An 18,512-nucleotide genomic window follows, 5' to 3' on the forward strand; every position below is an offset into this window, starting at 1 on the left:
GACTAATCCGACTGGACCTCGGCGGGCTAACGGACACAGCGGACCTTATTCCGCGATTTAAGGCCGGCGCGGAATTCTAACGGACACCGGCGACGCTATTTGGCGTCGGCGGGCATGAATTTGCCCCGAAACCGGCAAATAAGGACTCCCGTGTCCGTTAGAATCGCGTCGCGTCGATTTGCGCGCGAATAGCGGCCGTGGTGTCCGTTAACGCGAGCGGCGGCGGGGGAACGGCACCCGTGCGGGCGGCGCCAACAACGCAGCGCCTCCCTGGGGCCGCTCGCTCCGGGCCGCCACACCACACGGCACGCATGCGCTCCTGCCGAACGCTCACCCGCCCGCCACCGCTCCCGCGCTGCGCCTCCCCAGCCGCTGCCTGGCCGCTCCGCCCGGCATCTTCTATTGGGCCGTCGGCGTAACCGCCAGCCGCTGCCTCGCATAGCGGTTCTCCGGAATCGGCAGGCCAAGATTACCGCGCAGCGTATCCGCCTCGTACTCCTCCCGGAACAGACCGCGCTCCTGCAGAATCGGTACGACAAGATCGACGAAGTCGTCCAGACCTTTCGGCGTCGCCGACCCTACGATGAAGCCGTCGGCGGCCCCGCCTTCGAACCAAGCCTGCAGCTTGTCGGCGACAACCTCCGGAGTGCCGAGGAACGTCGGCTTCGGCGTCGCGACGCGTAGAGCCACCTGGCGCAAAGTCAGTCCCTCTTGCTTGGCCCAAGCTTTCATGCGGTCCGTGGCGCTCTGGAAGGAATTGCGGCCAAGCTCCCCAAGCTCGGGAAACGGCTCGTCGAGCGGATACTGCGTGAAGTCGTGATGCTCATAGAAGCGCCCAAGGAAATCCAGCGCCTTGTCGATGGACACCAGATTGGCAACCTCCTCGTACTTACGCTCCGCTTCTTCCTGCGTCCGGCCGACAATCGGCCCAATGCCAGGCAGGATGACGATCTCATCGGGATTTCGGCCGAGCGCCCGAGCGCGCCCTTTCACGTCGTCATAGTATTGCTTCGCTTCCTCCAGCGTTTCCTGTCCCGTGAAAATAGCATTCGCCACTTTGGCGGCAAAGGTTTTGCCGTCTTCCGACGCGCCTGCCTGGAAAATGACAGGCTGACCCTGCTTGGAACGGGCGATGTTCAGCGGACCTTTCACAGAAAAGTGCTCGCCCTTATGATTCAGCGTATGCAGCTTCGACGGATCGAAGAAAACGCCGGATGCTTTATCGCGAACGAACGCATCGTCCTCCCAGGAGTCCCACAAACCTGTCGCTACCTCCAAATATTCGTTCGCGATCTTGTAGCGCTTCGGATGAGCCGGGTGCTCCTGCTCCGTTTTCCCGTAATTCAGCGCTGTGCCTTCCAGCGGGGACGTCACCACATTCCAGCCTGCCCGGCCCCCGCTTATCACATCCAGCGAGCCGAATTGACGGGCTACGGTGAACGGCTCGCTGTACGAGGTCGAAAGCGTCCCGACCAGGCCGATTTTCGAGCTGACGGCAGCCAAAGCACTTAATATCGTAATGGGCTCGAAGCGGTTTAAAAAGTGCGGGATCGATTTCTCCGTAATATACAAGCCGTCGGCGATGAAAACGAAATCGAACTTGCCTGCCTCCGCTTTCTGCGTCCAATGCTTATACAGCTCGAAATTGACGCTCGCGTCCGTAATCGCTTCCGGGTGGCGCCAACCCGAAATATTGCCGCCTACGCCATGCAAAATAGCGCCCAGCTTCAGTTTTTTATGATGTCCCATGTAGGATCCTCCTCAATGTATGTGAATTATGCCTGCAACTGCACGGCATGCAACCTTTTCAATTCCTCTACCGCCAATTCAGCGAAAAATGCACTGCTAACCGCAAGCGCCCCTTCATCCACATCAAAAGCAGGATGGTGCCACTCGTGCGGACCAGCGGTCCCCATAAAGGCGAAGAAGCCGGGAATCTGCTGCTGGTAATAGGCGAAGTCCTCGCCGGCAGGAGACGGCTTCGGCGTCACGACGGTAAGCCCGAGCCGCTTCGCCGTTCTGCTGGCAGCTTCCGCCAGTTCCTCATCGTTGTTCACCGGTGGCGGTCCCGGGAGCCAGCGCAGCCGGGCCGTCGTCCCGTAAGCGGCGGCTACGCCGTTCACAATTTCGCCGAACCGCTCAGTCACGCGCGCGCGCACATCTTCGTCGAAGGTCCGTACCGTGCCGTCCAACACGGCCTTCTCCGGTATGACATTCCACGCCGTGCCTGTATGCAGACGCGTGACACTGACCACGGCGCTCTCCAGCGGGCTCACGTTGCGGCTGACGATCGATTGCAGCGCCACGACCATGTGTGCGGCCGTCAAGATCGGATCGATGCTCGCCTCAGGAACAGCGGCATGCGAGCCCTTGCCTTGCAGCTCGACGAGAAAGCCGTCGGCGGCAGCCATCAGCGCCCCGCTCCGGATGCCGATCGTCCCGACCGGCAAATCCGGCTTATTGTGCATGCCGTAGATAGCCGTCACGTCTTTCAAAGCTCCGCTGGCGAGCACTTTTGCCGCTCCGGCCGCCTTCTCTTCCGCCGGTTGGAAGATGAAACGGACGGCACCCTGAAGCTCATGCTCGATCTTTTTTAACATTAACGCCGTTCCCAGCAACGCTGCCGTATGGAAATCATGTCCGCAGGCATGCATCTTGCCGGGATGCTGTGAAGCGAAAGGCAGACCGGTCTCTTCTTGAACCGGAAGCCCGTCAATATCCGCACGAAGGGCAATGACTGGCCCGTCAAGCAAGCCTCCGATCTCTGCGACAAGTCCCGTTTTCAAGGAATACTGCGTCAATATTCGAATTCCCGCCTCTTCCAGCTGACGCCGAATGTAGGCTGTCGTTTCAAATTCTTCATGCGACAGCTCGGGATGTTGGTGCAGATGCCGGCGGATGCCGACCAACTTCGGCTCGATCCTTTTGGCGCTAAGGAGTGCTGCGTTTTCTTGAACTTCCATAAGTACACCTCACTTTCATTCAGGACACGACCCGGTGCTCCAGGAAAAAGTCAACAAGCTCCGACTGTTCGCCGGTTAAGGAAACTATATTCGTTTGCAGCGCTACGTTCGTCACTTCCGCCACTTCAATCGGTGTCAGCAGACGCTCACGAACCTCTTTCCCGACGCACAGTCCCGGCAGGAAGCATAAGCCTGCTTTATTCATAACGAGCTTCTTGGCCGTCTCCGCATTATCGGTATGAATTTCAATCGCCGGCGGTTTGTTCAAGCTTTGGAACACCCGGTGTATCCGCAGCCAATCCAGCGAGCCGCATTCAAAAAATACGAAAGGCTGGTCAACGATTTGCTCTAGCGATACCTCTTTATGGCCGGCAAGCGGATAATCCGTATGCGCGTACAACCGGATTGGGTCCTCATAAAATTTGCGCGACTGCAGGTTCGGATGACTGATATTTCGAACGAAGCCGATATCTAACTCGCGGCTGAGCACCTTGCTGACGATGTCGTCGGTGGTTGCCGTCGTCAGCTTGATTTGCAGCGCCGGGTAGCGCGCCTTCAACTTCGGCAATAGCTCAGGGATCATATAGTTGGAGACGGACACCGTGCAGCCGATCCGCAGCTCAAGCGGCACCGCCCGCTGCTTCTGGATCTGCTGCTTGCCCTTCTGATACACTTGCAGCAGCTGCTGGGCATAGGGCAGGAACTGCCTGCCTTTCTCGGTCAGCTGCACCTGTTTGCCCAGCCGGTCGAACAACCGGCAGTCCAGTTCGCGCTCCAGCGATTGAATGCGCGCCGTGACCGAAGGCTGAGATAGAAAAAGCACCTCCGCTACTTTGTTGAAACTCCCGTAATGAAACACATAGACGAACGCTTCGATATTTTCAATGTTCATACATGGTTCTCCCAGTTCATAAGATTAGGATGATACTTGGCCAACGAAGCACAAAGAGACCTTAAGAAACATATCCGCTGCATCAGCAGCTTGGAACGGCTTCAAAGGTCTCCGGCAGCCCGGTTGACGCTATCTAATTATCCTATACCTTACTTCTTATAACCAAGTATGTCAATCGGAATTTAACAATTAAAGAAAAATCTTTACATCACCGGATCGTGGCACGCCGTATAATGACCGGGAGCTATTTCGCGAAACGCAGGCTCCTCTGCAGCGCACCGGGCCGTCGCCGCCGGGCAGCGCGTGCGGAACCGGCAGCCGCTTGGCGGGTTCGCCGGCGAAGGAATTTCCCCGCGAATGGCGGTCAGTTCGCTGCGTCTTCGCGGATCCGGCGACGGGATGGATGCAACCAGCGCCCTCGTATAATGGTGCGCTGGATGCCGGAACAGCTCCTCGCTCGGCGCGATTTCGACCAGCTTCCCCAAGTACATGACGCCGATCCGGTCGGATACGTACCGCACGATGTGCAGGCCATGGCCGATGAACATCATGGTCAGATCAAGCTCGCGCCGCAGCTCCTGGAGCAAGTTGATGATCTGCGCCTGCACCGACACATCCAGCGCCGATACGGCCTCATCCGCGAGCACGAATTTGGGATTCAGCGCGATCGCCCGGGCAATCCCGATACGCTGGCGCTGACCGCCGGAAAATTCATGCGGGTACCGGTCGTAAGCCGCTGCATGCAGTCCGACCAGCCCGAGCAGGCGCTGCACGGCCTCTTTGCGCTCCGCTCCGCGCAGCAGGCCATGGACGGCGAATGGCTCGCCGATAATGTCGCCGACTTTCCATCGCGGGTCGACAGAGCCGTACGGGTCCTGGAAAATCATTTGCATATGCTTCCTCTGTTCTCTCAAGCGGGCTGCCGTCAGGTCAGCCAAGTCCTGCCCCTCGAACCGTACGGAGCCGCGGGTCGGCTTCTCCAGATGGAGCAGCAACCGGCCCAGCGTCGATTTGCCGCTCCCGGATTCGCCGACGAGACCGAACGACTCCCCTCTTGCAATGGTGAAGGAAACGTCGTCGACCGCTTGAATCGCTCTGCGTTCCCTGGAGAACACGGTGCGGCCGATCGGATAATGCTTCGTTACATGGCGCAGCTCGATCAAGGTCGCGGGTTCCCTTTTCGCTTCTGCACCGGACTTCGTAACGGATGTACCGTCACCGTCAACCCATATGCCGCCGTTCGACAGCAGCTTGTCGGAATGCCAGCAAGCGGACTGCCTGCCGTCCGCTTCTACCAGCGGCGGTGCTTCACGCATACAATCTTCCGAGGCATAAGCGCAGCGCGGATGGAAACGGCAGCCCGTCGGCCAATCGGCAATGCCCGGGATGGCGCCGGGGATCGCGTAAAGCGGCTTGGACCGATCGCTGTCTATCGTTGCTACAGACCGCAGCAAGCCCATCGTATACGGATGGCGAGGCGCTGCGAACAGCTCCTGCGCCGGCGCCTGCTCGACAATGCGTCCGGCGTACATCACGATCACCCGGTCGGCAATCTCCGCAGCGACGCCCAGATCATGCGTAATGAACAGAATGGACATGCCAAGTTCATCCTTCAGCTCCAACAGCAGCTGCAAAATTTGTGCCTGAATCGTAACATCCAGCGCAGTGGTCGGTTCGTCGGCAATCAGCAGCTCAGGCTTGCAGCTTAGCGCCATGGCAATCATCGCCCGCTGCAGCATGCCGCCCGAAAGCTCACCCGGATACTGCTTCATTCGCAGCTCAGGCTCAGGAATGCCTACACGCCGCAGCAGATGCACGGCCTGCATAACCGCTTCCTTATGCGAAGTGCGGCGTTCATGACGCCGAATCGTCTCGACGATCTGGCTCCCGATCGTAAAGACAGGATCGAAAGCCGCCATCGGCTCCTGGAACACCATCGCGATCTTTTTACCACGCAGCCCGCGGAGATCCCGATCGCCAAGCGCTGTGACATCCACACCATCAAGCTCGATCGAACCGGAAGTAATCGAACCGTTAGCTTCTTCGATCAAGCGCATGACGGCCTTGGACGTGACGGACTTCCCGCTCCCCGATTCACCGACCAAACAGACGATTTCGCCCGCCTTCATGTGAAAGCTGATGTCGTGAACCGCCTGTACGTTCCCCCGCTCCGAGGCAAATTCGACACGGAGCCGGTCTACGTTAAGTAAAGTGCCCATCGCATATATCCTCCTAGGTTATCCGCTTTCTCGGATCGAGTCTGTCCCGCAATTCGTCGCCCAGCACATTGACGGACAGAACGAATAGCGTAATAGCCAGACCGGGAAACGTGCAGATCCACCAGGCTACGGATAGATACCCTCTGCCTTGTGACAGCAGCGCGCCCCAATCCGGAACTTCCTTCAGAACGCCAAGACCGAGGAAGCTAAGACCGGAGCCGGTCAGAATCGCCGTACCGATGCCGATCGCCGCCATCACGAGCAGCGGGGATATCGAATTCGGCACAATATGTTTGAGAAATAAGGGCAGCGGAGCGGCACCGAGGGATCTCGAAGCCGTGATAAACGAACGGTTGCGGAGGCTGAGAATTTGTCCTCTCATCACTCGGGCATAGTTCGGTACGGCCGAAAGCGCGACGGCGAGCACAATGTTCCATAGTCCCGGTCCTAAAGCTGCGGCAATTGCCAGAGCCAATAGAACACTCGGTACGGTCATGACAATATCGTTGATCCGCATCAGCACGTTGTCCACCCACCCTCCGCAGTAGCCTGCAGCCATGCCGACAGCGGCTCCGATGAAGCCGCCGACTATGACCGAGGCAAACCCGATGAACAGCGATTCCCGCGCGCCGTAAATAACAAGACTAAGCACATCCCGACCGAAATAGTCGGTTCCCAGCCAGTGTGCCGAACCGGGAGGCAGCAGCAGCTGATCCGCCTGCATATCTGTCGGCGCGTATTTGGCGAACCATCCCGGGGCGATCGCAAATAAGAGCAATACAAATACGATAAGAGACGCTGCATACAAAATGGCTTGCGAAGGAACGAACTTCAGCGGCAATCGCCTGCGAAGCCTGGCGGCGCTTATAGCCTGCCATACCGGTTTGACGGCGGTAACTTCCCTCATCCATGTCCCCTCCTTGCTTCTTAGTAAGAACGCTGACGTCTGATTCTGGGATCGATATACGCGTATGAAATATCAACCCATGTATTGACAAGCACATAAATAATGGCGGTAAACAAAACCACGCCCTGCACGACCGGCAAATCTTTGGCCATAATCGCGTCGGCGATAATACGCCCGATGCCTTGACGCGAGAACACCGTCTCGATGACAACCGTGCCCGCAAGCATCTCGCCGATCAGCAAGCCGAGCATCGTGACGGCCGGAATGAGCGCATTGCGCAGCGCATGCCGGTACATAACAGTCCGTTCCTGCAGCCCTTTGGCCCGCAGCGTCGTGATGAACGGCTCGCCAAGCACCTCAAGCATCGAATTCCGCACCATGCGGACAATGAAGCCTGCGCCCAGCATACCGAGCGTTAACGCCGGTAGAACGAGCGTCGCCAGTCCGTCCGACCCCATCGCCGGCAACCAGCCCAGATAGACGGAGAATACCAAGATGAGCAGAATACCCGACCAGAACGTCGGCATGGAGATGCCGAACAAGCCGACGATTCTTGCCAAGATATCGATCCACCCATTGCGGTGTATGGCCGACAGTACCCCGAGCACGACGCCCACAACGACAGCTACAGCCGATGCCGCCGTCGCAAGTCCAAGCGTAGCCGGGAAATGTTTGAGGATTTTCGGCAGGACGGGCTCTGAATTCATGAGCGATTGGCCGAAATCGCCGCTGAGCACATGCAGGAAATAGTTCAGAAACTGCTCGTGAAACGGCCGGTCAACACCTAACTGGTGCCGCAAATTGGCCACCGCCTCCGGACTCATGGCGCTCGGATCGATCATATTCATCACAACGTCGCCTGGCAGCACATAGAGAACGCAGAATACAAGAACCGATGAGCCCGCAATGACGCCCAAAGAGCTGATTAACCGGATGGCAATCGATATGCCCATCTTGCTGCTCCCTCCTTACTTGGTGGAAATAGAAACGTCATTAAAGAGCGGATAACCCAATGCGTCGAATTTGATGCCGGATATGCTCTTCGACGCCGCCACTGTGTATGGGAAAATATACACCGGCAGAATGACGGCATTATCGATGATATAGCGCTGTACCTGCTTATAAATGTCTTTGCGCTTCGCTTCGTCCGTCTCGACGACACCTTGCTCCAGCAGCTTGTCGATCGCCGGATCCGACAGATGGGACAGTGAAGGGCGGGCATTCGGAGCTGTTGTGTGGTAAAAGGAGTTGAGGGCTACCGGATCCGAGTTGACTTGGCTGTTGCCGTAGAGATCATAAGCTTGCTGCGTATAGATGACCGTCTGTACGTCCTTGGTAATCTCCACTTCGACGGCGATGCCGACTTTCTTCAACTGCTGCTGGACGATGGCTGCAATGTCATTCCGTTTCTCACGGTTCGGCGAGCCGTCGACATAGCGCAGAGTGAGCTTTTTCCCGTCTTTTTCACGAATCCCGTCCGCACCTTTGGTGTAGCCGAGCTCGTCGAGCAGCCGGTTCGCTTTGTCCGGATCAGCTTTAACGCCGTTCTCAAGCGCAGCGTCATAACCGAACATATTCGGGGCAAGCGGCGACCATGCCCGTTGGTATGTGCCCAGATAGAGCGTTTTGACAATCGCATCGAGATCTACTGCAGCTTGAACGGCCTGCCTTGCTTTGACATCATTCCAAGGGGCCCTGCTCTGATTGAAGAACAGCGTATAAGGCAATCCGCCCGTATTGACCTGCAGCAGCTGCAGCTTCGCGTCATTTTTTAACGCAACGGCATTCTGCGGAGGAACCGTTTCGGCTGCGAGCACCTGGCCGCTTTGCGCGCTGCCGATGCGTGTCGCCTCTTCGGGGACGATCTTGAACACGATGCCGTCCAGATAAGGCTTTCCTTGGTTCTCGACCAAAGCAGGCGCCCAGCTGTAATCCGGGTTGCGCTCGACTTTAATTTCGGCATTGTCGTTCCATTTCACGAACTTGTACGGGCCTGAGCCGACGGGATTTTTGCCGAACTGGTCACCGTATTTCTTGGCCGCCGTCGGGGATACGATGCCCAGCATCGCTTGGCTCAAATTGCCCAGAAACGCGACGGAAGGCGTCTCCAGATTCAGTTTGATCGTGTACTCGTCAATAACTTCCGACGATTTGTAAGGCTTCAGCAGTGCCGTAGCGTTGGCAGCCTTCGTCGCCGGATCCAGAATTCGATCGAAGCTGTATTTGACCGCCTCGGCATTGAGCGGCGTGCCGTCATGAAATTTCACGTCCTTGCGCAGCTTGAACGTGTAGCTCTTGCCGTCGGGCGATATCGTCCATTCGGTTGCCAGCCACGGCTTGATCGAATTGTCCGGCAGCTGCACCACGAGGCTGTCGTATAACGTCCGGAACACGCGAACGGCTACAGCCAAGCCGCTTCGATGCGGATCCAGTGAATCCGGCGACGTCGCGAGCGCATAAGAGAGTTCGCCGCCAACCGCAGGCTGCGCGTTCGCCTTGGACGTCGTTTGGGGCGCTGGCACATTCGCCCCTTTTGTGGAGCCGGCCTCGGCGCAAGCGCCCAGCACGAATACGGCTGCCGACAGACTAGCTAGTAAGGAAATCCATCGCTGTTTCTTCACAATCGTTTCACGCTCCATATGACGAATAATGCGTTCATTGTCCTGCGCAGCCGCTTATCCAATCGAATGCGGCTGCTTGGCTTTGCCGGAGCTCCATACCTTGCTCGGAATTTCCCGGCGCAGCACCGGAGCAACTTCGGAAGCAAACCATTCTGCTTGCTCCCGCTGCTCCGTTTCGCTAAGTCCGTCGACGCTGATGGACAGCACTTCATGTCCGAAAGCCTCATGATATTTCATAATTTTCTCGATGACACGATCCGGACTTCCAATCAGCAGGGGACCATTCTCCAAATTGTCCTCCAGGCTTTGGAAAGGCGACTGATTATGCTTGGCTGACTCCGTCGAATGAAAAGCTTCATAGTACGGACGATAGCGTCCGATCGCCTCTTCCGTCGTTCTTCCCAGATACAAACTCCCGGCTCCGGCGCCTACGACAGCATCCTGCGGATCGCGACCGTAATACGCCCATCTTTCCCGGTAGTGGTCGATTAACGCCTTATATTTCGCAAGCGGATGAAACGTATTCGAGGAAAAGATCGGCTCGCCGTATTTGGCGGCCAGCTCCGTAGAAAGCGTGCTCGACGCACTGCCGTGCCAAACCGGAATCGGCTGCTGCAGCGGTCTGGGCAGGACGGTAACGTCCTGCAAGGGCGGGCGGTATTTCCCTGTCCATGTGACGTTCTCCTCCCGCCATAGACGCCTTAATAAGGCATATCGCTCAGCGAGCGATTCCCACTGCTCCTCTTCTTTAATCCCGAAGAGCGGGTAATGACGGGGATCGTTGCCTTTACCGATAATGAGCTCGAGCCGCCCGCCCGAGAGATGATCGAGCGTTGCATAATCCTCGGCGACCCGCACAGGATCCAGTACGCTGAGCACGGCAACCGTGGTGAGCAGCTTGATCCGCGAAGTTTTGGCGGCAATGGCCGTCAGGAGAACCGCCGGCGAAGAAGACAGGAATGGCGGTCCATGCCTCTCGCCAATCCCATAAGCATCGAAGCCCAGCTCCTCGGCAAGCACCGCCTGCCCTAGAATATTCTGAAATTTCTGCTGGGCGGTGAACGATTCTCCGGTTACGGCGTTGCGCGTATTCATCGCCAAGCTGAAGAGGGCGAATTTCATAGACTTGCACCTTCGCGCCGATCCGCCTCGAACTTCGCCGGATTGACGATTTTGCGCAGCAGGTACATCGTGCCGTCACCATTGCCCCGGTCAATGGCGTCAATGCGCTCATAGCCTTTGCTTTCATACATATCGAGCAGCCAAGGGTGCTTCTCAGCCGTGGCTAACGTTACTGCCGAAGCTCCCAAGCGTTCGTTGATGACATGCTCCTCCACCCAAGCGAGCAGTTTCGTCCCCAAGCCCTGACCTTGTTCATCGGGATGTACCGCGAACCATTTGAGGAACGGGTATGTGCTGTCCCAGCGTTTCGTATTGTCCCTGCTCAACGTTAGCGTCGCTGCGATGATCCCGTTCCTCTCCAGCACATAGCAATCGTTATTCGCAATGTTTTCTTGTATCAAAGCCAGATCGGCATGTGCCGCCGGCCATTTGAGCTCCAGCTCCCGAATCGTTGCATAAGCTTCATAGACTACCTCCACGAGGCGCTCGGCATCCTCGGGTACGGCTAGGCGATAGATGTCGCTCAATGAGAACTCACCTCTTGTCCGGACTGAGCGGCCAAGGAACGCTTGATGCGCTCAATCTGATTGAGATGCGTGTTCACATGCTTGACGAAGCCTTTCACAATGTCCGTAATGCGGACGGTATCGCCTTTGGCGTTAATCGCCGATCTCTCCCAGTCTTCGGCGCTCAACCTTCCCAACAGCAGGCTATTGTAGCGCAGCAGCTGCGCGAATGCGGTTAGAATATCGGCGGCATTGCCGTCGTTCGCCTTCTGTCCGCTAACCCAAGCGTCTTGATCGAAAGCCGGCAGGCGAACTGTCGTACCTGCCAGAATATCGCGAATGCGGAACGAGATGACGATGCTGTGATCAGCCAGATGCGCCAGCACCTCCGTTACGCTCCAGGAAGCAGGCGCCCCCTTCCACGTTAATTGTTGGGAATCCAAGCCATCTACCGCCTGAACCAACAAGTCGTGGGTGTCCAAAAATGCCTGAATATCGTTACTGCTCAACGGAATTCCTCCTATGATGCAGCGGTTTATACCGCCGCTTCGATTTCATTCAGCGCTTCCTTCAGTTGTTCGAACGAGCGCAGGCGTTTGCCGGCATCCTCGATGCGTGTCGTTACAATGAATTCATGTACGCCCGTTTGTTCTTGTAAGGAGAGCAGCTCTTTGCGCACGGTCTCCTTGGAGCCTCGCGTGACCACCGTTTCCTTCTCTTCGATCGTGTAAGGCTCGTTAGCCTGCCTGCCGAATTCTTCAGCCTGCGCGAGCGTGCCGACGGTTACCTTCTTCCCGCTGGACAAGTACACTTTATATTGCTTCTTCTCACCGACGAGCGCTTCCGCTTCCTGATCGGTATCCGCCACGATGACGGAAAGCGCAAGCAGTGCTTGCGGCGATCTGCCGTAAACAGGTTGGAATTGGGAGCGATACGTTCGGATCGCCTCGACGGCCGTCTCTTTATCCCCATTGATCGATAAGGAGAACACATAAGCAAGGCCGAGCGAAGCGGCAAGCTTGGCGCTGTCCAGGCTGGCACCCAGCAGAAACAGATCGGCCGGGACGGCTGCATGCGGAGTCGCTTTGAGCCCTGCGAGCGCCTCATCCTCGGGTGCCCGGTTGTTCACATAAGCCTCCAGTTGGGCGAGCTTCTCCGTCAGCGATTTGGCGCTTGCATGACCTTCCTGCAGCGCCTGCGTGCTGCGGGGCAATCCGCCAGGAGCACGGCCGACGCCAAGATCGACTCGGCCGGGCGCCAGCGACGCGAGCACGTTGAAATTTTCCGCTACTTTATAAGGGCTATAGTGCTGCAGCATAATGCCTCCGGAACCGATCCGGATGCGCTCCGTTCTGGCAAGCAAGTAGGCGATCAGCACTTCCGGCGAGGAGCCGGCGAGTAATTCGGAGTCATGATGCTCCGATACCCAGAACCGGTGATAGCCCAGCTCTTCGGCCTTCTGCGCCAACTGCACCGTCTGTGCGAGCGCCTCGGCTGCCGTTGTTCCCGGGTAGATCGGGCTTTGGTCCAAAATGCTTATGGCAAGCTTCAAGATTCGTTACCTCCTAGATGGAATATGACAGCTCCGGCCTGATACGCCGCAGGAACTGCTGGGTTCGCTCTTCTTTGGGTCTGTTGAACACATCGGTCGGCTTGCCCTGTTCGACGATCGCGCCTTCGTCCATGAACACGACATGACTGGCGACATCCTGCGCGAACGTCATCTCATGTGTGACGATAATCATCGTGATGCCTTCCTTCGCGATTTTACGGATGACGGCCAGCACTTCGCCCACGAGTTCGGGATCAAGCGCAGACGTCGGCTCGTCAAAGAGGATCACCTCCGGGTTCATGGCCAGCGCCCGGGCTATGCCGACACGCTGCTGCTGGCCGCCCGACAGCTGAGAAGGATAGGCATCCAGCTTGCCGCCGAGACCTACTTTGTGCAGCAGCTCGGCACTGACCGCCCGCGCCTCTTCTTTGGGCATTTTCTTGACGACGACCAGCCCTTCCATTACGTTTTCCAGGGCTGTCTTGTGGCGGAACAAATGGTATTGCTGAAACACCATCGCCGTCTTTTGACGAAGCTTGTGAATCTCTTTCTTGCCGGCTTTTTTGCAATCCACCTGCAGATCGTCAATGGCGATGAATCCGTCACTCGGCTTCTCCAGGAAATTAATGCAGCGCAGCAAGGTTGTTTTGCCAGATCCGCTCGGTCCGAGGATGGCGACGACTTCGCCTTTGTTGACCGTAAGATCGATGCTCCTGAGCACTTGATGCCGTCCGAACGATTTGGACACCTTAGACAATTGAATCATGGCGTGGCGCACCCCCTGGCATCTCCATAACTTATAATTCCAATGTAAATACTATGAATTAAACTTAAACTAACCTTATCATTCTCCGGCCGGATCGTCTAATAGACTTCTTCTATTCATCTATTGAATTTTCTAATTCAAGGCACCTTCGCTTATGCAAAGGCAAACGCTCGCTCCCTAGCTTGCACAATGCTGGTCGTCACGAATCTGGGATATGCCCTTTATGCCCTTTAGCGGATATGCCCCGATCAACCCCCTCATCGTAAATTCTATATGAATTTTCGAATAGAATCGGCGGTTTTGCCGGCATTTCAGGAATTCTATATGATTATTCATATAGAATTCTTCAATTTCGCCGATATCGCGGGAATTGTATATGATTTTTCATACAGAATTGAATCCTCTTCTACTCGTTCGTTTACACCACACCGCTCCGGTTATAAACATTCAACCTTTTCTCCAGCAGCCCGGAAGCCCGCTCTGCCACAATCGTCAAAATCCAATAAATAACCGCTGCGGCAATATAAGCTTCGAGGTATTTCCAATTCCTCATCGCCACGATGTGCGCCGTGCCTGTCAGCTCCTGCAAAGAGATCATGAAAGCAAGCGAAGAACCGTGCAGCAGCCCGATGAACTTGCTCAGCAAATTCGGCACGCTGACCATTAACGCCTGCGGGATCACGATGCGCCGCATCCCCTGCCATGTCGTCATGCCGACCGAGTACGCCGCCTCCAGCTGGCCTCTGCTCACCGCCAATATGCCCGAACGGATCGTCTCCGACATATAAGCCCCGATATTTAACGTGAACGCTACGAAAATGAACGAGATGAGCGGAATGGCCTTGGAGCGTATGCTCCAGCCGTAATGAACGGCCAGATGATCGAACATCATCGGCAGCGCGAAATAAACCAGCATAATATGCAGCAGCAGCGGCGTCCCCCGAAAGAATGACACGTAAAATTGAGCAATCCGATGCACGTATTTGACTCGGTACATGCGTACAAAGGCAACGGCAGCCCCCACGATGAAGCCGGTAAAAAGCGGAACGATCGAGAGGACGAGCGTCAGCGGGAGCGCTTTGAGCATAGCCCGGAAAGCTTCCGCCATAAAACTGAAATCGATATGGATACGGATTCCTCCTTCCTTTTTATGTGGCCGTAACCGCTAATTCGTAAACGTGCTGCCTGCGCTCGATCAACCGGTAGACGTGTTCGAACAGGAGCACGATGGCGTAATAAATGATGGACAGGGCGATCCAAATTTCGAGAAAGTGATACGTCGTTCCAAGCATTTCCGCACGTCCCACAAGGTCCATAACGCCCAGCGTATATGCCAGTGAAGTATCCTTAAGCGTGCCAATGATAAGATTCGCCACGTTCGGAAGCGCGACTCTCCATGCCTGCGGCAGCACAATGCGAGTAAGTACGTCATATCCGCCCATGCCGACGGCGTAGCCTGCTTCCGCCTGCCCCCGGTCAACGGCGTTCACCGCCGACCGTACGATTTCGGAGAAGTAAGCGGCAAAATGCAGCGAATAGGTCAGGATGACGAACACCAGCGGGGGGAGATCGCTAATGTCGATATGTATCGCTTTGAGCAGCTCCGGGAGCCCGTAATAGACGAGAAACATCTGAATGAGGATCGGCGTTCCCCGGGTATATGAAAGAAATAAAATAACGAAACCCTTCAGTACCGGGATCTTATACAGCCTTGGCAATGCCATCAAGAGACCTATGACAACGCCAACTACGACCGAGGCAAGCACAATGAACAGCGTAACATGCAAGTAAGACAACAACTTGGGCAAATAGATCCAGATTAATGTAAAATCAAACGGTTTTCCCATAGGACACCTAGCGCCTTTCCTTCTCCTTCTCCATTCAGCCGCCTATTCGGTTACTGTGAAATCTTCCCCCAGCCATTGCTTGCTCAGCTTAGCCAGTGTGCCGTCTTTCTTAATTTGCCTGATCGCTTCATCAATCTTGCTTTTCAAATCGCTCTCGTCTTTGCGCAGCACGTAATAAATTTTGGACGTATAGAGCACGGGACCTACCACTTTCTGCTGGGCGTCCGCATCCTTGTTGCGTCCGGTAACCTGGAACGGAGTGGAGATCGTGGCGTCAACCCGACCTGTTTTCAGCTGATTGATCACGTCGTTCGTTCCTCCGCTGCCTGAGAAGACGAGCTCGAACGGGTTGCCGTTCTTCTTGTTGTAATCCTGAAGCCATACGGCGCCATTGCTGCCTGGGGAAGTAATAACTTTCTTGCCTTTTAAGTCGTCGATCGAGTTCACCGTACTGTTGTCTTTGTTGACCACCACTTTACTTGGCCAAATGTTGTAAGCTTCATCGTTAAAAAGAAACTTAGCCTGACGCTCGCTGTTCACCTCATACTGATTGACTGCCAGATCCACTTTGCCCGCTTCAAGGCTCAGCAAAATATTCGCGAATTCCATCGTCTTGAACTCGAACTCATAATCGGGCAGCCTCTTGTCAATCTCCTTCGTCAGCTCCACATCGTAGCCCGTCAAATTGCCTTTATCGTCAAGGAAGGTTACGTCTTTGAACGTACCGCTTGTGCCGACGATGATCTTTTTCGCTTTTTGCGGCGCTGACGTTGCTGCAGGCGCTGCAGCTGCGGGTGCTGCCGAAGCCGAAGCCGCTTTGGAGGCATCGGCCGGTTGTGCGGCTTTTTGGGCGGCACCGCAGCCGGCGAAAACCACAGCGGAAGTTGCTATTAATACTGTAGCTTGTAGACGTTTCATGGTAAGTTTCTCCTCCTGGTACATAGTTAATTGGTAATCAGAGCAAGCCGGTACGCTTCAACGACGGTGCGATGATCGGCGGCGAGGAAGTCGAATCTCGTCTCGCGCTCGAAGCCGAGCTTCCTGTACAGCCTGACGGCATCAGGCATGCGCCCGGACGTATGTAATCCCAGATAACGCGAGTCTGCCTCTCTCGCCCGCTGTGCGCATGCGCCGATCAATGCGGTAGCCACGCCTTGGCCTCTGGCAGAGGGATGTACGCCGAGAAGCCGGATTTCCGGGTAGGGGATCGTCTCCTGCAGCTTCTCGTACAGTCCCGCTTGCGGCGGGTAATACAGAACGGCGCCTGCAAGCTTAGTCCCATGGAAGGCAACGATGCGCTGCACCTCGTCTCCCTTGCGGTCCCACTGCGCATTGATGTTACTGATATATTGCTCCCAGAACGGCTGGCCGAAGCTTATTTCGTACTGCCGGTAAGCCTCTAATGTCAAAGCTACGGCAGCATCCCGTTCTTCCGGGCGGGCATCCCGCACAAGCACACGAACCCCTGTCGCCATATTATTCGCTCCTTACCGCATCCAGCTTGCGTGCATGCCGGTTCACGGGAACGGGTAACCCCAGATGGCCTCGTAGCGTTTGACTCTCATACGCCGTGCGGAACAGCCCTCTCGCCTGCAGTACAGGCACAACCAGATCTACGAAGTCAGCCAATCCGTTCGGTACGACTGTGCGCACATTAAAGCCGTCCGCAGCGCCGCCTTCGAACCATTGCTGAATAAGATCCGCCACCTGTTCCGGCGTGCCGATGAAATTGCTCCTCGGCGTCGCTGCACGCAGCGCCACCTGGCGCAGCGTCAGGCCCCGCTCTTTGGCATCCCTCTTGATCCGGTCTGTCGTGCTGCGGAAGCTGTTGCTGCCGAAGTCGCCAAGCTCGGGGAATGGCTCATCCAACGGGTACTGTGAGAAATCGTGATGCTCGAAGTACCGCCCCAAATAGTTCAGCGCCTGATCGATCGTCACCAATTCTGCAATTTCCTGATATTTGCGCTCGGCTTCCTCCGCCGTCCTGCCGACAATCGGACCGATGCCCGGAAATATGAGCACCTCGTCGGGGTTTCGGCCGTATGCGGCTGCCCGTGACTTGACATCCTGATAAAATTGCCGCGCTTCCTCAAAGGTTTCATGCCCCGTGTAGACGGCATCGGCTGACTTGGCGGCCAAATTTCTGCCGGACTCTGATGATCCTGCCTGGAATATGACCGGATAGCCTTGTTGGGACCGGCTGACGTTAAGCGGACCCTGCACGGCAAAATGCTTTCCTTGGTGATGCAGCGTGTGCAGCTTCTCCGGGTCGAAGAACACTCCGCTCGCTTTGTCGCGAACGAAGGCATCGTCCTCCCAGGAGTCCCATAGCCCCCGGACGACCTCTAGATGCTCTTCGGCAATCTCATAGCGCAGCGAATGGTCGGGATGCTCGCCTTTGCCGAAGTTGCGCGCAGAGCCCTCCAGCGGGGATGTCACCACATTCCAGCCGGCTCTTCCGCTGCTAAGGTGGTCCAGCGAAGCGAACTGCCTTGCTACAGTGAACGGCTCGCTGTAAGATGTCGACAGCGTAGCTACAAGTCCGATATGCGAGGTAGCATCGCTTAATGCGGACAGCAAGGTCAGCGGTTCGAAACGGTTCAAGAAATGCGGATTGGATTTCTCATTAATGAACAATCCGTCGGCGATGAACAGGAGATCGAATTTCCCCTCCTCCGCTTTGCGCGCCTGTTCTTTGTAAAACGCCAGACTCACGCTCGCATCCGTCGGTACTTCGGGGTGCCGCCAGAAGGAAATGCTGTTCCCAACCCCATTCAAATTAGCGCCTAGCTTTAATTGTCTCTTTGCCATGTGTGCCTCCTTAATTAACCTTTTATACCGATGTGTATTGTCGGAATTAAATTGCGTACTCTCACTATATACCGATTTCTACCTCCAGCGTATATCGTAATTTTCTATTCATCGATATAAAAGTTCTATCGTGGCATCAACTGCGGCCTACCTGCCGTTCGCTCCCGGCAGGTCAACATAACAGCCCGGTTGCCGCGGTTAGCCGCTCGCTCCCTGCGGGTGCCATCCGCCCGCTCCTCGGCGAGCAACGGACACAGCGGACCTTATTCCGCGAATTCGGGCCGGCGCGGAATTCTAACGGACACC

17 protein-coding genes are annotated in these 18,512 nt (G+C 56.1%); all 17 read right to left on the bottom strand.

The annotated features are described in order from the left end of the window. Positions 1–399 precede the first annotated feature (399 nt). Positions 400–1,749: an LLM class flavin-dependent oxidoreductase gene (locus PUT07_RS18340; protein WP_274469806.1), complete on the bottom strand. Its 1,350-nt coding sequence runs from the start codon at positions 1,747–1,749 to the stop codon at positions 400–402. Positions 1,750–1,775: 26 nt separating this feature from the next. Further along, positions 1,776–2,963: an amidohydrolase gene (locus PUT07_RS18345; protein WP_274469807.1), complete on the bottom strand. Its 1,188-nt coding sequence runs from the start codon at positions 2,961–2,963 to the stop codon at positions 1,776–1,778. Positions 2,964–2,982: 19 nt separating this feature from the next. Next, positions 2,983–3,855, bottom strand: coding sequence for a LysR family transcriptional regulator (locus PUT07_RS18350; protein ID WP_274469808.1), 873 nt, complete (start codon positions 3,853–3,855; stop codon positions 2,983–2,985). A 203-nt stretch (positions 3,856–4,058) separates the two neighbouring features. Then, the gene (locus PUT07_RS18355) at positions 4,059–6,074 is read right to left on the bottom strand and encodes an ABC transporter ATP-binding protein (protein ID WP_274469809.1); all 2,016 of its coding nucleotides are present in this window, start codon (positions 6,072–6,074) and stop codon (positions 4,059–4,061) included. Between the two features lie 13 nt (positions 6,075–6,087). Continuing rightward, positions 6,088–6,981, bottom strand: a complete 894-nt coding sequence (locus PUT07_RS18360) for an ABC transporter permease (protein ID WP_274469810.1) — start codon at positions 6,979–6,981, stop codon at positions 6,088–6,090. A 20-nt stretch (positions 6,982–7,001) separates the two neighbouring features. After that, the gene (locus tag PUT07_RS18365; RefSeq protein ID WP_274469811.1) at positions 7,002–7,934 is read right to left on the bottom strand and encodes an ABC transporter permease; all 933 of its coding nucleotides are present in this window, start codon (positions 7,932–7,934) and stop codon (positions 7,002–7,004) included. 15 nt (positions 7,935–7,949) lie between these two features. After that, positions 7,950–9,620 (bottom strand): ABC transporter substrate-binding protein, encoded by a 1,671-nt coding sequence (locus tag PUT07_RS18370; RefSeq protein ID WP_274469812.1) that lies wholly within the window; start codon positions 9,618–9,620, stop codon positions 7,950–7,952. Positions 9,621–9,656: 36 nt separating this feature from the next. After that, positions 9,657–10,724, bottom strand: coding sequence for an LLM class flavin-dependent oxidoreductase (locus PUT07_RS18375; RefSeq protein ID WP_274469813.1), 1,068 nt, complete (start codon positions 10,722–10,724; stop codon positions 9,657–9,659). Beyond that, the gene (locus PUT07_RS18380; RefSeq protein ID WP_274469814.1) at positions 10,721–11,251 is read right to left on the bottom strand and encodes a GNAT family N-acetyltransferase; all 531 of its coding nucleotides are present in this window, start codon (positions 11,249–11,251) and stop codon (positions 10,721–10,723) included. The genes PUT07_RS18375 and PUT07_RS18380 overlap by 4 nt, the downstream gene beginning before the upstream one ends. Beyond that, positions 11,248–11,739 (bottom strand): DinB family protein, encoded by a 492-nt coding sequence (locus PUT07_RS18385; RefSeq protein WP_274469815.1) that lies wholly within the window; start codon positions 11,737–11,739, stop codon positions 11,248–11,250. Before PUT07_RS18385 ends, PUT07_RS18380 begins: the two co-directional genes overlap by 4 nt. 26 nt (positions 11,740–11,765) lie before the next feature. Beyond that, positions 11,766–12,782, bottom strand: coding sequence for an LLM class flavin-dependent oxidoreductase (locus PUT07_RS18390; RefSeq protein ID WP_274469816.1), 1,017 nt, complete (start codon positions 12,780–12,782; stop codon positions 11,766–11,768). 13 nt (positions 12,783–12,795) lie between these two features. Beyond that, the gene (locus PUT07_RS18395) at positions 12,796–13,548 is read right to left on the bottom strand and encodes an amino acid ABC transporter ATP-binding protein (RefSeq protein ID WP_274469817.1); all 753 of its coding nucleotides are present in this window, start codon (positions 13,546–13,548) and stop codon (positions 12,796–12,798) included. A 418-nt stretch (positions 13,549–13,966) separates the two neighbouring features. Further along, positions 13,967–14,677, bottom strand: a complete 711-nt coding sequence (locus PUT07_RS18400; protein WP_274470875.1) for an amino acid ABC transporter permease — start codon at positions 14,675–14,677, stop codon at positions 13,967–13,969. A 19-nt stretch (positions 14,678–14,696) separates the two neighbouring features. Next, the gene (locus PUT07_RS18405; protein WP_274469818.1) at positions 14,697–15,395 is read right to left on the bottom strand and encodes an amino acid ABC transporter permease; all 699 of its coding nucleotides are present in this window, start codon (positions 15,393–15,395) and stop codon (positions 14,697–14,699) included. Between the two features lie 42 nt (positions 15,396–15,437). After that, entirely contained in the window at positions 15,438–16,313 is an 876-nt protein-coding gene (locus PUT07_RS18410; protein ID WP_274469819.1) for a transporter substrate-binding domain-containing protein, read from the bottom strand. Positions 16,314–16,339: 26 nt separating this feature from the next. Next, positions 16,340–16,870, bottom strand: coding sequence for a GNAT family N-acetyltransferase (locus tag PUT07_RS18415; RefSeq protein ID WP_274469820.1), 531 nt, complete (start codon positions 16,868–16,870; stop codon positions 16,340–16,342). Between the two features lies 1 nt (position 16,871). Beyond that, positions 16,872–18,206, bottom strand: coding sequence for an LLM class flavin-dependent oxidoreductase (locus PUT07_RS18420; RefSeq protein WP_274469821.1), 1,335 nt, complete (start codon positions 18,204–18,206; stop codon positions 16,872–16,874). Positions 18,207–18,512: the final 306 nt, after the last annotated feature.

This window comes from Paenibacillus sp. MAHUQ-63 (assembly GCF_028765165.1).
In the GTDB taxonomy this organism is placed as follows: Bacteria; Bacillota; Bacilli; order Paenibacillales; family NBRC-103111; genus Paenibacillus_E.

Bases quoted from the DNA above. Each gene is read 5' to 3' on its own strand.
- PUT07_RS18340 (WP_274469806.1), bottom strand. From the start codon at position 1,749: ATGGGACATCATAAAAAACTGAAGCTGGGCGCTATTTTGCATGGCGTA.
- PUT07_RS18345 (WP_274469807.1), bottom strand. From the start codon at position 2,963: ATGGAAGTTCAAGAAAACGCAGCACTCCTTAGCGCCAAAAGGATCGAG.
- PUT07_RS18350 (WP_274469808.1), bottom strand. From the start codon at position 3,855: ATGAACATTGAAAATATCGAAGCGTTCGTCTATGTGTTTCATTACGGG.
- PUT07_RS18355 (WP_274469809.1), bottom strand. From the start codon at position 6,074: ATGGGCACTTTACTTAACGTAGACCGGCTCCGTGTCGAATTTGCCTCG.
- PUT07_RS18360 (WP_274469810.1), bottom strand. From the start codon at position 6,981: ATGAGGGAAGTTACCGCCGTCAAACCGGTATGGCAGGCTATAAGCGCC.
- PUT07_RS18365 (WP_274469811.1), bottom strand. From the start codon at position 7,934: ATGGGCATATCGATTGCCATCCGGTTAATCAGCTCTTTGGGCGTCATT.
- PUT07_RS18370 (WP_274469812.1), bottom strand. From the start codon at position 9,620: ATGGAGCGTGAAACGATTGTGAAGAAACAGCGATGGATTTCCTTACTA.
- PUT07_RS18375 (WP_274469813.1), bottom strand. From the start codon at position 10,724: ATGAAATTCGCCCTCTTCAGCTTGGCGATGAATACGCGCAACGCCGTA.
- PUT07_RS18395 (WP_274469817.1), bottom strand. From the start codon at position 13,548: ATGATTCAATTGTCTAAGGTGTCCAAATCGTTCGGACGGCATCAAGTG.
- PUT07_RS18405 (WP_274469818.1), bottom strand. From the start codon at position 15,395: ATGGGAAAACCGTTTGATTTTACATTAATCTGGATCTATTTGCCCAAG.
- PUT07_RS18410 (WP_274469819.1), bottom strand. From the start codon at position 16,313: ATGAAACGTCTACAAGCTACAGTATTAATAGCAACTTCCGCTGTGGTT.
- PUT07_RS18415 (WP_274469820.1), bottom strand. From the start codon at position 16,870: ATGGCGACAGGGGTTCGTGTGCTTGTGCGGGATGCCCGCCCGGAAGAA.
- PUT07_RS18420 (WP_274469821.1), bottom strand. From the start codon at position 18,206: ATGGCAAAGAGACAATTAAAGCTAGGCGCTAATTTGAATGGGGTTGGG.